Origin of the sequence: Pseudomonas sp. PB106 (genome assembly GCF_009764645.1) — a bacterium.
Taxonomy (GTDB): Bacteria; Pseudomonadota; Gammaproteobacteria; order Pseudomonadales; family Pseudomonadaceae; genus Aquipseudomonas.
Window position 1 is genome coordinate 18650 of record NZ_RWIM01000209.1, and the last position, 15142, is coordinate 33791.

12 protein-coding genes are annotated in these 15142 nt (G+C 58.2%); 9 read left to right on the top strand and 3 right to left on the bottom strand.

Annotated features, from left to right (window positions below; translation table 11 throughout):
• Positions 1 to 76 precede the first annotated feature (76 nt).
• From dapC to map, 3 genes are read right to left on the bottom strand one after another with little or no spacing between them, the layout of a single operon-like run.
• On the bottom strand, positions 77 to 1276 hold the full coding sequence (gene dapC / locus EJA71_RS25635) for a succinyldiaminopimelate transaminase (RefSeq protein WP_158960610.1): 1200 nt from the start codon (positions 1274 to 1276) through the stop codon (positions 77 to 79).
• A 44-nt stretch (positions 1277 to 1320) separates the two neighbouring features.
• Positions 1321 to 4023: a [protein-PII] uridylyltransferase gene (locus EJA71_RS25640; protein ID WP_158960613.1), complete on the bottom strand. Its 2703-nt coding sequence runs from the start codon at positions 4021 to 4023 to the stop codon at positions 1321 to 1323.
• Between the two features lie 41 nt (positions 4024 to 4064).
• Complete coding sequence (gene map, locus EJA71_RS25645; RefSeq protein WP_158960616.1) at positions 4065 to 4847, bottom strand: type I methionyl aminopeptidase; 783 nt, start codon at positions 4845 to 4847, stop codon at positions 4065 to 4067.
• Positions 4848 to 5220: 373 nt separating this feature from the next.
• On the opposite strand from map, the gene rpsB reads away from it, so the two are divergent.
• The 9 genes from rpsB to bamA all read left to right on the top strand — a co-directional run bounded on the left by rpsB (position 5221) and on the right by bamA (position 15142).
• Positions 5221 to 5958: a 30S ribosomal protein S2 gene (rpsB, locus tag EJA71_RS25650; RefSeq protein ID WP_003222119.1), complete on the top strand. Its 738-nt coding sequence runs from the start codon at positions 5221 to 5223 to the stop codon at positions 5956 to 5958.
• 192 nt (positions 5959 to 6150) lie between these two features.
• Entirely contained in the window at positions 6151 to 7014 is an 864-nt protein-coding gene (gene tsf, locus EJA71_RS25655) for a translation elongation factor Ts (protein ID WP_093436595.1), read from the top strand.
• A gap of 210 nt (positions 7015 to 7224) precedes the next feature.
• The gene (gene pyrH / locus EJA71_RS25660) at positions 7225 to 7968 is read left to right on the top strand and encodes a UMP kinase (RefSeq protein WP_003222124.1); all 744 of its coding nucleotides are present in this window, start codon (positions 7225 to 7227) and stop codon (positions 7966 to 7968) included.
• Positions 7965 to 8522 carry a ribosome recycling factor gene (frr, locus tag EJA71_RS25665; protein ID WP_034156333.1) on the top strand — a complete coding sequence of 186 codons (558 nt, stop codon included), beginning with the start codon at positions 7965 to 7967 and terminating at the stop codon, positions 8520 to 8522. Before pyrH ends, frr begins: the two co-directional genes overlap by 4 nt.
• A 14-nt stretch (positions 8523 to 8536) precedes the next feature.
• The gene (gene uppS / locus EJA71_RS25670) at positions 8537 to 9292 is read left to right on the top strand and encodes a polyprenyl diphosphate synthase (RefSeq protein ID WP_122591351.1); all 756 of its coding nucleotides are present in this window, start codon (positions 8537 to 8539) and stop codon (positions 9290 to 9292) included.
• Complete coding sequence (locus tag EJA71_RS25675) at positions 9292 to 10098, top strand: phosphatidate cytidylyltransferase (protein WP_158960619.1); 807 nt, start codon at positions 9292 to 9294, stop codon at positions 10096 to 10098. The genes uppS and EJA71_RS25675 overlap by 1 nt, the downstream gene beginning before the upstream one ends.
• Positions 10095 to 11285: a 1-deoxy-D-xylulose-5-phosphate reductoisomerase gene (ispC, locus tag EJA71_RS25680; protein WP_158960622.1), complete on the top strand. Its 1191-nt coding sequence runs from the start codon at positions 10095 to 10097 to the stop codon at positions 11283 to 11285. The genes EJA71_RS25675 and ispC overlap by 4 nt, the downstream gene beginning before the upstream one ends.
• A 54-nt stretch (positions 11286 to 11339) precedes the next feature.
• Positions 11340 to 12692, top strand: coding sequence for a sigma E protease regulator RseP (rseP, locus tag EJA71_RS25685; protein ID WP_158960625.1), 1353 nt, complete (start codon positions 11340 to 11342; stop codon positions 12690 to 12692).
• A 74-nt stretch (positions 12693 to 12766) separates the two neighbouring features.
• On the top strand, positions 12767 to 15142 hold the full coding sequence (bamA, locus tag EJA71_RS25690; protein ID WP_158960627.1) for an outer membrane protein assembly factor BamA: 2376 nt from the start codon (positions 12767 to 12769) through the stop codon (positions 15140 to 15142).

The following is a 15142-nucleotide window of genomic DNA, read 5'->3' on the forward strand; positions in this document are numbered from 1 at the left end:
AAGCCGGGAAATAATTTGATATGTAACTTGGCAATTAAGCCAGCGCGCCAGATTGCCTGGCGCGGGCACTTTTTAGTTATTTGCGACGGATAATAAAGTCGCGAATTCGTTCAGCCGCTTCTACGCATTCGGCCAGCGGTGCGACCAGCGCCATGCGTACACGTCTGGCGCCCGGATTGACACCGTCGACGTCGCGCGAAAGATAGGAGCCCGGCACCACGGTGACGTGCTCTTCAGCGAACAGATCGCGGCAGAATGCGGCGTCATCACCCTGCACGTTCGGCCACAGGTAGAAGCTGCCATCGGGGCGCTGCACATCCATCACTGGGCTGAGAATGGCCAGCACGGCGTCGAACTTCTCGCGGTACAGCGCACGGTTGGCGCGCACATGGACTTCGTCGTTCCAGGCCGCGACGCTGGCCAATTGCGTTTGCACCGGCATCGCACAGCCGTGGTACGTGCGATAGAGCAGGAAGCCCTTAAGAATGTCAGCGTCGCCGGCGACAAAACCGGAACGCAGGCCCGGCAGGTTGGAGCGCTTGGATAGGCTGTGGAACACCACGCAGCGCTTGAAATCCTGACGGCCCAATTCGACACACGCAGTGAGCAAGCCCGGCGGCGGCGTTTGTTCGTCGAAGTACAGCTCGCTGTAGCACTCGTCGGCGGCGATTATGAAATCGTATTCGTCAGCCAGCGCGATCAGTTTCTTCAGCACGCCGACCGGAATCAGTGCGCCAGTCGGGTTGCCCGGCGAGCACAGAAACAGGATCTGGCAGCGCTGCCAGATGTCCGGGGAGACCGCGTCGAAATCCGGATTGAAGCCGTTCTCGTCGAGGCACGGCAGGTAGTGCGGCTTGGCCCCGGCGAGGAACGCCGCGCCTTCGTAGATTTGATAGAACGGATTCGGGCTGACCACCAGCGCGTCATCGCCACGGTTGACCACGGTCTGGGTGAACGCGAACAGGGCTTCACGGGTGCCATTGACCGGCAGCACGTTGCGCGCCGGATCGATCCAGCCGCTCGGCACGCCGAAACGACGCTCGCACCAGCCGGCGATGGCTTCGCGCAGGGCCGGAATACCCAGTGTGGTCGGGTACACCGCCATCTGATCCAGACTGTTGGCCAGCGCTTCGGCGACAAAGCTCGGTGAGCGGTGTTTCGGCTCGCCGATCGACAGCGCGATCGGGCGTTTGTCCGGGTTTGGTGTCACGGTGCCGAGCAGGGCGCGGAGCTTTTCGAACGGGTAGGGCTGGAGCTGGTTCAAAGCGTTGTTCATGGGGGCTGGGTCTCGTGCTAAGCCATTTGAGTCCGTGCGCGCCATCAGATACTGAGGCGCGAAAGCTTGATGTCGGGTTCCTGATTGACGCTCAACTGCTCGACGATCGCATCCTGCAAGCGGCTGCACAGCAGCGGGTCGGACAACGGTTGGTTGTGCGCGTCGGTGATGAAGAACACGTCTTCCACCCGCTCGCCCAAGGTCGCAATCTTGGCATTCTGCAGCGACAGGTCGAACTCGAGGAAAATCCCGCCGATCCGCGCCAACAGTCCAGGGCGGTCAGGCGCAGTCAATTCGAGCACGGTCACCGGGCGCTGGGCGTCGTTGTGAATCGTCACCTGCGGCGCGAAGGCGAAATGCTTGAGCTGGCGCGGCACCCGGCGCTGAATGATCGTCGGGTAGTCATCCGGGTCGCGCAGGGCTTCGGTGAGGCCTTCGCGGATCTGTTTGACCCGCGCCGGGTTGTCGCCGATCGATTCGCCTTCGTTGTCGAGCACGATGTAGGTGTCGAGGGTGAACTGGCTGCTCGAGGTGATGACCCGGGCGTCGTGAATGTTCAGGTTGAGCTGATCCATGGCGGCCACGGTCACGGCGAAAAAGTCGTGCTGATCCGGTGCATAAATGAAGATCTGCGTGCCGCCTTCGAATTCGCGCTGGGTGGTTTCCTTGATCAGCACCAGCGGCCCGCCATCGACGGGCTGCTGCAGGATCGCATCGCTGTGCCAGGCCACGTCGCCAGCGGTGTGGCGCAGGAAATAGTCATCACCCAGTTGCGCCCACAACTGCTCGACGTCATCAGGATCGGTGCCGCCGCGCACCAGAATATCCAGTGCGGCGCTCTGGGTCTGGCGGATCTGCTCTTCGCGGTCGACTGGATTTTCCAGGCCGCGACGCAAGGCGCGTTTGGTCTCGGTGTAGAGCTGGCGCAACAGGCTGGCGCGCCACGAATTCCACAGTGTCGGGTTGGTCGCGTTGATGTCGGCGACGGTCAGCACGTACAGATAGTCGAGGCGGGTTTCATCGCCGACCGCCTGCGCGAAATCGTGGATCACCTGAGGGTCGGACAAGTCCTTGCGCTGGGCGGTGGTCGACATCACCAAGTGGTTCTGCACCAGCCAGACGATCAAGCGGCTGTCCCACACCGGCAATTGGTGGCGCTGGCAGAACGCCTCGGCATCGACCGCGCCGATTTCCGAGTGATCGCCGTGCCGACCCTTGCCGATGTCGTGGTACAGGCCGGCCATGTAGATCAGCTCTGGCTTGGGCAGCTTGGCCATAAGCTTGGCGGCCAGCGGGAATTTTTCCGACACTTGCGTGTACTGCAATTTGCGCAGGTGCTTGATCAGGTTCAGCGTGTGCGCATCGACCGTATAGATGTGGAACAGGTCGTGCTGCATCTGCCCGACGATAAAACCGAACTCCGGCAGATAGCGGCCAAGGATGCCGTAACGGTTCATCCGGCGCAGGTTGCGGTGAATGCCGATCTTGCACTTGAACAGCTCGATGAACAGGCTGGTGTTGCGAATATCGTTGCGGAAATTGTCATCGATCAGGTGACGGTTCTCGCGCAGCAGGCGAATGGTGTCGGCGCGCACACCTTTGATTTCCGGTTGTTGCGCCATCAGCACGAAGATCTCGAGCATGGCGAACGGCGTGCGGCGGAACACATTGTCGTTGCGCGCCTCGATGTAGCCGTCATGCAGCTGGAAGCGCGCGTTGATCGGCTGCGGCGGCGCTTCGTCTTCCGGGGCGAGGATGACTTCCTCGAAATGCTGGATGATCAGGTCGCTGAGCTGGGCAATGCTCATTACCACGCGGAAATACTGTTGCATGAAGTTTTCGACGGCCTGTTTGGCGTCGTCGCCTTCAAAACCGAGCAAGCCGGCGATAGTGCGCTGATGGTCGAACAGTAAGCGGTCTTCGGAGCGGCCAGCGAGCATGTGCAGGGCATAGCGCACTTTCCAGAGGAATTCCTGGGAGGAGGCGAGCAGGGCATTTTCGCTCTCGACCAGGAAGCCTTCGCCGGCGAGGGCGCGTAGATTCAGGGTGCCGTATTGACGACGGGCAACCCACAAAATGGTCTGAATATCCCGCAGTCCGCCCGGCGAGCCTTTGACGTTGGGTTCCAGGTTGTATTCGGTGTCGTTGTATTTGTGATGGCGAGCCTTCTGTTCGGCGCGCTTGGCCAGGAAGAATTCCTTCGCCGGCCACATGTGTGCGGTGCTGGTGACATCGAGCATGCGCTGGCGCAAACGCTCGGGGCCGCAAATGGTGCGGCTTTCCATCAGGTTGGTAACCACCGTCAGGTCAGCGCGGGCTTCTTCGGCGCATTCATCGACCGAGCGCACGCTCTGACCGACTTCCAGGCCAATGTCCCACAGCAAAGTGAGAAAACGCTCGATGGAATCGCGGAAGACTTCGTGATCGGCGCTGTCCAGCAGGATCAGCAGGTCGATATCGGAATAAGGGTGCAGCTCGCCGCGACCATAACCGCCGACCGCCACCAGTGCGATGTCGGCGTCTTCGCTCCAGTTGAACTGGTCCCAGGCCTTTTGCAGGATGTTATCGACGAACCAGGCGCGGTCTTCGATCAGGCGGCGAATGTCGCGGCCATTGCGAAAACGCGTGTCGAGTACCTCGCGAGCCTGGCGGATCGCCTTCTTGAACGCCGCGATAGGACTCGCTTTAAGGGCCAGTTCAGCCTGGAACTGGCCGCGGTCGAAGAGTTCGGGATCCACCTGCGGCATCGATTGGCTTTCCTTCTATAAGGCTGGGAGCGTTTTCTGGATCAGGCCGAGATGCGCGGGATGGTGTCGTCGGCGCGCAGAGTGAAGATCTCGTACCCGGTATCGGTCACCAGCAGGGTGTGTTCCCACTGCGCCGACAGCTTGCGGTCCTTGGTTATCGCGGTCCAGCCGTCGCCCAATACTTTGGTGTCGGCCTTGCCTTGGTTGATCATCGGCTCGATGGTGAAAGTCATGCCGGCCTTCAGTTCCATGCCGGTGCCCGCGCGGCCGTAGTGCAGGATCTGCGGCTCTTCGTGGAAAACCTTGCCGATGCCGTGGCCACAAAACTCGCGAACCACCGAGAAGCCGTTCTTTTCGGCGTGCTTCTGGATGACTTCGCCGATGTCGCCGAGACGGCAGCCGGGTTTGACGATTTCGATCGCCTTGTACATGCATTCCTGAGTGATCTGCGACAGACGCTCGGCCCAGACTGGCACTTCGCCGACGTGGAACATGCGGCTGGTGTCGCCGTGGTAGCCATCCTTGATCACGGTCACGTCGATGTTCAGGGTGTCGCCGTTTTTCAGCGGCTTGTCGTTCGGAATCCCGTGGCAGACCACATGGTTGATCGAGGTGCAGATCGACTTCGGGTAGCCCTTGTAGTTGAGCGGGGCAGGGATGGCTTTCTGCACATTGACGATGTAGTCATGGCAGATCTGGTTCAGCTCATCGGTGGTGACGCCCGGTTTGACATGTTCGGCAATCATTTCCAGCACATCGGCGGCCAGTTTGCCGGCGACACGCATGCCAGCGATGTCCTCGGGAGTTTTGAGGTTGACGGTCATACAGGCTCTCTCTGCGCTCGGCGGCGCTTGCTGATACGAATGGGGTGGCAAGTGTTCGTTTTGCGACCCTCAAAAACGCGATTCTAACAGACACACGGCGCAAATCCGCGCCCGCGTGCATCGCTTCTCTCTATACAATGGTGCGCCTGACGCCGATTCCAAGGGGGCTGCGCCCATGTCCTTGGTGCGAATACAGATTTCGTGTTCCGTTTCTGCGCACCCTGTGGTATAAAATGCGCCGCTTTCCGGGGATACCCCGAAAGGCTTAAATCCACACACGTGTCGACACGATGACCTGGGTGCCCTTGGCTTAATGCCATTGGTTGGTCATTGGGATACGTGGAGGCCAAACCCGACTTATTAAGGAACTATCATGTCCCAAGTCAACATGCGCGATATGCTGAAGGCCGGTGTGCACTTCGGTCACCAAACCCGTTACTGGAATCCGAAAATGGGTAAGTACATTTTCGGCGCGCGTAACAAGATTCACATCATCAACCTTGAAAAAACCCTGCCAATGTTCAACGAAGCTCTGACTTTCGTAGAGCGTCTGGCCCAGGGCAAAAACAAGATTCTGTTCGTCGGCACCAAGCGTTCCGCTGGCAAGATCGTTGCTGAAGAAGCAGCACGTTGCGGTTCGCCGTACGTCGATCACCGCTGGTTGGGCGGCATGCTGACCAACTTCAAAACCATTCGTGCTTCCATCAAGCGTCTGCGTGACCTTGAAGTTCAAGCCGAAGACGGTACTTTCGCCAAGCTGACCAAGAAAGAAGCGCTGATGCGCTCCCGTGACCTGGAAAAGCTGGATCGTTCGCTGGGCGGCATCAAGGACATGGGCGGTCTGCCAGACGCACTGTTCGTGATCGACGTTGACCACGAGCGCATCGCGATCACCGAAGCCAACAAGCTGGGCATCCCGGTAATCGGCGTTGTCGACACCAACAGCAGCCCGGAAGGCGTTGACTACATCATCCCAGGCAACGATGACGCAATCCGCGCTATCCAGCTGTACATGGGTTCGATGGCTGACGCAGTTATCCGCGGTCGCAACAACGTTGCTGGCGGTACTGTTGAATTCGCAGCTGAAGAAACTCAGGCTGCAGCTGAGTAATTGACGCCCTGGCGTTGACTCAGTAAGCAAAAAGGGGGCTTGGCCCCCTTTTTGCCACCTCGAAAACCATTTGTCGGCGGCGCAGCTACAGCTCCTGTAACGTGCAGCAGCTACAAGGTGGGGCTCGGGACGAATTGAACGCCCGTTCGATCGGGTGGAATGGTTGAAAACCTATCCAAGAGGAATTTGAAAATGGCAGCAATTACTGCAGCGTTGGTTAAAGAACTGCGCGAGCGTACCGGCGAAGGCATGATGGACTGCAAGAAAGCCCTGGAAAAGGCTGACGGCGACATCGAAAAAGCCATTGATGACATGCGTGCTTCGGGCGCGATCAAGGCTGCGAAGAAGGCTGGCAACGTTGCCGCTGAAGGCGCAATCGCAATCAAGGACGACGGTAAAGCTGCCGTTATCCTGGAAGTGAACTCGCAGACCGACTTCCTGGCTCTGCAAGACGACTTCAAAAACTTCGTTGCTGCCAGCGTTGAAAAAGCCTTCGCTGACAAGCTGACCGACGCAGCTCCGCTGATCGCTTCGCAAGAAGCTGCTCGCGAAGCACTGGTTGCCAAAGTAGGCGAAAACGTCAACATCCGTCGTCTGACCCGCATCGAAGGTGACGTTGTAGGTTCGTACCTGCACGGCAACAAGATCGGTGTTGTTGTGGCTCTGAAAGGCGGTGACGTCGAGCTGGCCAAAGACATCGCGATGCACGTAGCTGCAAGCAACCCTGAGTTCCTGCTGCCTTCGCAAGTTTCGGCTGAAGCGATCGAGCGTGAAAAAGCTGTGTTCCTGCAGTTGAACGAAGAGAAGATCAAAGGCAAGCCAGAAAACATTGTTGAGAACATGGTCAAAGGCCGTATCAGCAAGTTCCTGGCAGAAGCAAGCCTGGTTGAGCAGGCGTTCGTCAAGAACCCTGAAATCAAGGTTGGCGAGCTGGCCAAGAAAGGCGGCGCTGAAATCGTTTCCTTCACTTACTACAAAGTAGGCGAAGGCATCGAGAAGCCGGTCGACAACTTCGCTGAAGAAGTTGCTGCCCAGCTGGCTGCCGCCAAGCAATAAGACAGTTTTCAACTGTCGCCCGAAAGAGGCTGCCCGCTCACGCGCGCAGCCTCTTTTCAGATGGGGTAACCAATTTTTAATTGGTTTACCTCTGGAACTGACTTACAAAGCCATGTTCCGATGGCGCTGAAGCAGCGCCAAGCTAGAGTGAACGCCAGCTGTAAACAGCTCGCAAAGAATTTTTAAAATACGCCGCAGGAGAGATTCGCAATGGCTCAGCAGGGCAGTGGTTATCAGGCTCGCTATAAACGCATTCTACTCAAGCTTAGCGGCGAGGCCCTGATGGGCTCGGAAGAGTTCGGGATCGATCCGAAAGTACTGGATCGCATGGCGCTGGAAGTCGGCCAACTGGTCGGCATCGGCGTACAGGTCGGTCTGGTGATCGGCGGTGGCAACCTGTTCCGTGGCGAAGCCCTGAGCAAAGCCGGTATGGATCGGGTCACAGGCGACCACATGGGCATGCTTGCCACTGTGATGAACGCCCTGGCCATGCGCGATGCGCTGGAACGTGCCAATATCTCGGCCATCGTGATGTCGGCCATTTCCATGGTTGGCGTGACCGATCACTATGACCGCCGCAAAGCCATGCGCCACCTCAACTCCAAAGACGTCGTGATCTTCGCGGCCGGTACCGGTAATCCGTTCTTCACCACGGATTCCGCAGCCTGCTTGCGTGCTATCGAAATCGACGCCGATGTTGTGCTCAAGGCGACCAAGGTCGATGGTGTTTACACTGCAGACCCGTTCAAAGACCCGCATGCCGAGAAGTTCGATCATCTGACTTATGATGAAGTACTGGATCGCAAGCTGGGCGTGATGGATCTGACCGCTATTTGCCTGTGCCGCGACCACAAGATGCCGTTGCGCGTATTCAACATGAACAAGCCTGGTGCCCTGCTGAACATCGTCCATGGCGGCGCTGAAGGCACCCTGATCGAGGAAGGTCAACAATGATCAACGAAATCAAAAAAGACGCTCAAGAGCGCATGCAGAAATCTCTGGACTCTCTGACTCACGCTTTCGGTCAGATTCGTACCGGCAAGGCTCACCCAAGCATTCTGGGTAGCGTGATGGTGCCGTACTACGGCGCAGACACCTCCATCACTCAAGTGGCCAACATCACTGTTAAAGACTCGCGCACTCTGCAAGTCGTCGCGTTCGAGCGCAACATGCTCGCAGCGGTCGACAAGGCAATTCAGAGCGCTGGCCTGAACCTCAACCCGACCAACCTGGGCGAGTTGTTGCTGATCTCCATGCCTGCCCTGACTGAAGAAACCCGCAAGGGCTTCACCAAGCAGGCGCGCAGTGCTGCCGAAGACGCTCGTGTTGCCGTGCGCAACATTCGTCGTGACGCCTTGGGCGAGCTGAAGAAGCTGGTCAAGGACAAAGAAATCAGCGAAGACGAAGAGCGTCGTGCTGCTGCCGATATTCAGAAGATCACCGACAAGGCTGAAGCTGATATCGACGCGGCTACCAAGCAAAAAGAAGCGGATCTGATGGCCGTTTAAGGGTCGAGTTTTTAATGGACAAGACCAAGCAGACTGCGCCGTCCGCGGTGCCGCGCCATGTCGCGATCATCATGGATGGTAACAATCGCTGGGCTAAAAAACGCTTTATGCCGGGTGTCGCCGGGCATAAAGCGGGCGTGGATGCTGTGCGTGCGGTGATCGAGGTGTGTGCCGAGGCCAAGGTCGAAGTGTTGACCTTGTTCGCTTTCTCCAGTGAAAACTGGCAGCGCCCGGCCGATGAGGTCAGCGCCTTGATGGACCTGTTTTTCAAGGCGTTGCGTCGTGAAGCCAAGCGCCTCAACGACAACAACATCAGCCTGCGTATCATCGGTGACCGCTCGCGCTTCCATCCGGAGTTGCAGGCGGCGATGCGCGAAGCCGAAGCCATGACAGTCGGTGCAAATCGCTTTGTGCTGCAGATCGCTGCCAACTATGGTGGTCAGTGGGATATTGCTCAGGCTGCACAGCGACTGGCCCGTGAAGTCCAGGCTGGCCATTTGCGCCCGGAAGACATCACGCCGGATCTGTTGCAGACCTGCCTGGCGACGGGCGATCTGCCGTTGCCTGATCTGTGCATCCGCACCGGTGGCGAGCATCGCATCAGCAACTTCCTGCTGTGGCAGCTGGCATACGCCGAGCTGTATTTCTCCGACCTGTTCTGGCCGGACTTCAAACACGATGCCATGCGCAATGCGCTGGCCGATTTCGCTTCACGCCAACGTCGTTTCGGTAAAACGAGCGAGCAGGTCGAAGCTGGAGCCCGGGTTTAATGCTTAAACAACGAATCATTACTGCACTGATCCTGCTGCCGATCGCCTTGTGCGGGTTCTTCCTGCTTGAAGGTTCCGGGTTTGCGTTGTTCATCGGTCTGGTCGTGAGTCTGGGTGCCTGGGAATGGGCGCGTCTGGCAGGCTTCAAGGCACAATCGTTCCGTGTCGGCTTTGCCGCTATGGTCGCTTTGATGCTGTTCGTCATGTACATCCTGCCCGGCCTCGCTCCGTGGGTGCTCGGTGCATCCGTGTTGTGGTGGGCGGTGGCGACCTGGCTGGTGCTGACCTATCCACGTTCCAGTGAACATTGGTCCAGCGCTGCCACCAAACTGGTGATCGGTCTGTTGATCCTGCTGCCGGCCTGGCAAGGTCTGGTGCAGATCAAACAGTACCCGTTGGGCAACTGGCTGATCATGGCGGTGATGGTGTTGGTGTGGGGCGCGGATATCGGTGCCTACTTCTCGGGCCGTGCCTTTGGCAAGCGCAAGCTGGCGCCGCAGGTCAGTCCGGGTAAAAGCTGGGAAGGCGTTTACGGTGGCCTGGCATTGAGCCTGGTGATTACCGCAATCGTCGGCCTGGTGCGCGACTGGACCGTAGCCGAATTGCTCAAGGGTCTGATCGGTGCGGCATTGATCGTGTTCATTTCGGTGGTGGGCGACCTCACTGAAAGCATGTTCAAGCGTCAGTCCGGCATCAAGGACAGCAGTAATCTGCTGCCCGGGCATGGCGGAGTACTGGACCGAATCGACAGTCTGACGGCTGCCATTCCAGTGTTTGCCGTGTTGCTCTGGATGGCGGCGCCGTGAGTCGTCCTCAGCAGATCACTGTTTTAGGGGCCACCGGTTCGATCGGTCTGAGCACCCTTGATGTCATCGCTCGTCATCCCGAGCGTTACCAGGTTTTCGCGCTGACAGGCTTCACTCGACTGAGTGAGTTGTTTGCCCTGTGCGTGCGCCATGTGCCGCAGTTTGCGGTGGTGCCACAGGTCGAAGCGGCTCGCGGTCTGCAGGACGATCTGCGTGCCGCAGGGTTGCCGACCCGCGTGCTGGTTGGGGAGGAGGGCCTGTGTCAGGTCGCTTCCGCGCCAGAAGTCGACGCCGTGATGGCGGCGATTGTCGGTGCGGCGGGGCTGCGTCCGACGCTGGCAGCAGTCGAGGCAGGGAAGAAAATTCTTCTGGCCAATAAAGAGGCGCTGGTGATGTCCGGCGCCTTGTTCATGCAGGCTGTACGCAAAAGCGGTTCTGTTTTGCTGCCGATCGACAGTGAGCACAACGCGATTTTTCAGTGCATGCCACAGGATTTTGCCCGTGGGCTGAGTTCGGTAGGTGTGCGTCGGATTTTACTGACAGCCTCCGGTGGCCCTTTCCGGCAGACGCCGATGGCCGAGTTGGAGCATGTTTCACCTGATCAGGCCTGTGCGCATCCGAACTGGTCGATGGGGCGCAAAATCTCCGTGGACTCGGCGAGCATGATGAACAAGGGGCTTGAGCTGATTGAGGCCTGCTGGTTGTTCGATGCCAAACCTTCGCAGGTTGAGGTGGTGATCCACCCGCAAAGCGTGATCCATTCGCTGGTCGATTACGTGGATGGCTCGGTGCTGGCGCAATTGGGTAATCCCGACATGCGCACCCCCATCGCGAATGCGCTGGCCTGGCCGGAGCGCATCGACTCTGGCGTGGCGCCCTTGGATCTGTTTGCGATCGCGCGTCTGGACTTCGAAGCGCCCGATGAAGAGCGCTTCCCTTGTCTGCGCCTGGCACGGCAAGCTGCTGAAGCGGGTGACAGTGCGCCGGCCATGTTGAATGCCGCCAACGAAGTCGCCGTCGCAGCGTTTCTCGATGGGCGGGTTCGCTACCTGGAAATCGCGAGTATCATCGAAGACGTTTTGAGCCGTGAACCGGTTGTTGCACTGGATGATCTTGATAGCGTATTCACGGCGGACGCCAAGGCTCGCACTCTCGCTGAGCAGTGGTTGAGTCGGCACAGTCGATAGGTTTTGCAACACAATGGCTACACGCGGCACTGAACAGGATTGCGGAGAAAGTAGATGAGCGCGCTCTATATGATTGCCGGCACCCTGATCGCCTTGGGTGTGCTGGTCACCTTTCACGAATTCGGCCACTTTTGGGTCGCGCGTCGCTGTGGCGTCAAGGTTCTGCGTTTCTCCGTAGGCTTCGGCATGCCGCTGTTGCGCTGGCACGACAAGCAAGGCACCGAGTTCGTTGTTGCGGCGATCCCGCTGGGTGGCTACGTCAAGATGCTCGACGAGCGCGAAGGGGAAGTGCCGGTCGATCAGATCGATCAGTCGTTCAATCGCAAATCGGTGCGTCAGCGTATCGCCATTGTTGCAGCGGGCCCTATCGCCAACTTTCTTTTGGCCCTGGTGTTCTTCTGGGTGCTGGCCATGCTTGGCAGCGAGCAGATCCGCCCGGTCATCGGTGCGGTCGAGTCCGGCAGTATCGCCGCCAAGGCGGGTTTGACGTCAGGTCAGGAAATCGTTGCCATCGATGGTGAGCCGACTTCGGGCTGGGCAGCGGTCAATCTGCAGTTGGTGCGGCGTCTCGGCGAAAGCGGTTCTTTGCAATTGATGGTGCGCGATCAGGGATCCACTGCGGATTCGCCGCGTGAACTGGCGCTGGACCACTGGCTCAAAGGGGCTGATGAGCCGGATCCGATCCGTTCGCTGGGCATTCGTCCATGGCGCCCGGCTTTGCCACCGGTGCTCGCCGAGCTCGATCCGAAAGGTCCCGCGCAGGCTGCCGGCCTGAAAACCGGTGATCGTCTGCTGTCGCTTGACGGTCAGGCTCTTAATGACTGGCAACAAGTTGTTGATACCGTTCGTACGCGTCCTGATACCAAAATCATGCTGCGCATCGAGCGCGACAATGCTCAAATCGACGTCCCGGTGACCTTGGCGGCGCGTGGCGAAAGCAAACCGCCGAGCGGTTATCTGGGGGCAGGGGTGAAAGCTGTCGACTGGCCACCGGAGATGATCCGCGAAGTCAGTTACGGGCCGCTGGCCGCGATTGGCGAGGGCGCCCGTCGCACTTGGACCATGAGCATTCTGACGCTGGATTCACTGAAGAAAATGCTGTTCGGCGAGCTCTCGGTAAAAAACTTGAGTGGACCGATAACCATTGCTAAAGTGGCGGGCGCTTCTGCCCAGTCGGGCGTCGCTGATTTCCTGAATTTCCTTGCTTATCTGAGTATTAGCCTGGGTGTTCTGAATTTGCTGCCCATTCCTGTACTGGATGGGGGGCATTTGTTGTTTTATCTGATCGAGTGGGCGCGTGGTCGTCCCTTGTCGGATCGGGTGCAAGGTTGGGGGATACAGATCGGTATCAGTTTGGTGGTCGGGGTGATGTTGCTTGCTCTGGTCAACGATCTGGGTCGACTGTAACGCTTCGCTGAATTGCGAATCTGCCGCATTTTGCGGCAGTTTGTTTATTGCCAGTTGGAATAAGAAAGGACTTCATGAAACGTCTGCTGCTAACTGCGGTTCTCACCGTATTGATGATCGCCGAAGTTCACGCCGAGTCCTTCACTATCTCTGATATTCGCGTCAATGGCCTCCAGCGGGTCTCCGCGGGTAGTGTCTTTGGTGCCTTGCCGTTGAACGTCGGCGAGCAGGCGGATGATCGTCGCCTGGTGGAATCCACTCGTGCGTTGTTCAAAACCGGTTTCTTTCAAGATATCCAGCTGGGCCGCGAAGGCAACGTACTGGTAATCACGGTTGTCGAGCGTCCATCCGTCGCCAGTATCGAGATCGAGGGTAACAAGGCGATCTCCACTGAAGACCTGATGAAAGGCCTCAAGCAATCCGGTCTGGCCGAAGGCGAGATCTTCCAGCGTGCCACCCTCGAAGGTGTGCGTAACGAACTGCAACGTCAGTACGTTGCGCAAGGCCGCTACTCGGCTACCGTCGATACCGAAGTGGTCTCGCAGCCGCGTAACCGCGTGGGTCTGAAGGTCAAGATCAACGAAGGTACCGTTGCCGCCATTCAGCACATCAACGTGGTGGGCAACACGGTGTTCCCCGAGGAAGACCTGACCGACCTGTTCGAACTGAAAACCACCAACTGGCTGTCGTTCTTCAAGAACGATGACAAGTACGCCCGTGAAAAACTGTCCGGTGACCTGGAGCGTCTGCGTTCCTACTACCTGGACCGTGGCTACATCAACATGGATATCGCTTCGACCCAGGTGTCCATCACCCCTGACAAGAAGCACGTCTACATCACCGTCAACGTGACTGAAGGCGAGAAGTACACCGTTCGTGACGTCAAGCTCAGCGGTGATCTGAAAGTCCCTGAAGATCAGGTCAAATCCTTGCTGCTGGTGCAGAAAGGCCAGGTGTTCTCGCGCAAGCTGATGACCACCACATCCGAACTGATCACCCGTCGTCTGGGTAACGAGGGCTACACCTTCGCCAACGTCAATGGCGTGCCTCAGCCACACGATGATGACCACACCGTCGACATCCTGTTTGCTGTCGATCCAGGCAAGCGTGCTTACGTCAACCGCATCAACTTCCGTGGCAACACCAAGTCCGAAGACGAAGTGCTGCGTCGTGAAATGCGTCAGATGGAAGGCGGCTGGGCTTCGACCTACCTGATCGATCAATCCAAAACACGTCTTGAGCGTCTGGGCTTCTTTAAAGAAGTCAACGTTGAAACCCCGGCTGTGCCAGGTGTCGACGACCAGGTTGACGTGAACTACGCCGTGGAAGAGCAGGCCTCGGGTTCGATTACCGCCAGCGTCGGTTTCGCCCAGAGTGCCGGTCTGATCCTCGGTGGTTCGATCACCCAGAACAACTTCCTCGGTACCGGTAACCGCGTCAGCGTCGGTCTGACCCGAAGCGAATACCAGAGCCGCTACAACTTCGGCTACGTTGACCCGTACTGGACCGCCGATGGCGTGAGCCTGGGTTACAACGCGTTCTATCGCACTACTGACTACAAAGACCTCGACGTCGACGTAGCAAGCTATGCGGTAGACAGCCTGGGTGCCGGCGTGAACGTTGGTTACCCGATCAGCGAGACTTCGCGTCTGACCTTTGGTCTGTCCGTTCAACAGGACGAGATCAAGACCGGTACCTACACCGTTGACGAGATTTTCGACTTCGTTAACAAAGAGGGCGACAAGTACCTGAACTTCAAGGCGTCGGCCGGCTGGTCCGAGTCGACCCTGAACAAGGGTGTACTGCCGACCCGTGGTCGTTCGCAGAGCCTGACGCTGGAATCGACTATTCCAGGCAGCGACCTGTCGTTCTACAAACTTGATTACCGTGGTCAGTTGTTCCAGCCGATCAGCGAGAACTACACCCTGCGTCTGCACACTGAGCTGGGTTATGGCGACGGCTACGGCGGAACCGACGGCTTGCCGTTCTATGAAAACTACTATGCTGGTGGTTTCAACTCGGTTCGTGGCTTCAAGGACAGCACCCTTGGCCCCCGCAGTACGCCGAGCCGTGGTAATAACCCGGGTACGCTGGCTGACCCGGACCAGGATCCGCTGCCGTTCGGTGGTAACGTCCTGATCCAGGGTGGCGTCGAAGTTCTGTTCCCGCTGCCATTCGTCAAGGATCAGCGCTCCCTGCGTACTTCGGTATTCTGGGATGTGGGTAACGTATTTGACTCGCAGTGCAAGGACACTACCAATGCGAACGGCTCGACGTCGAACACCAAGTGCAACGACATCAGCCTGAGCAACATGGCCAGTTCCGTGGGTGTGGGTGTGACCTGGGTCACCGCACTGGGTCCTCTGAGCTTCGCGTTGGCCATGCCGATCAAGAAGCCGGATGAGGCTGAAACTCAAGTGTTCCAATTCTCCCTCGGCCAGACGTTCTAA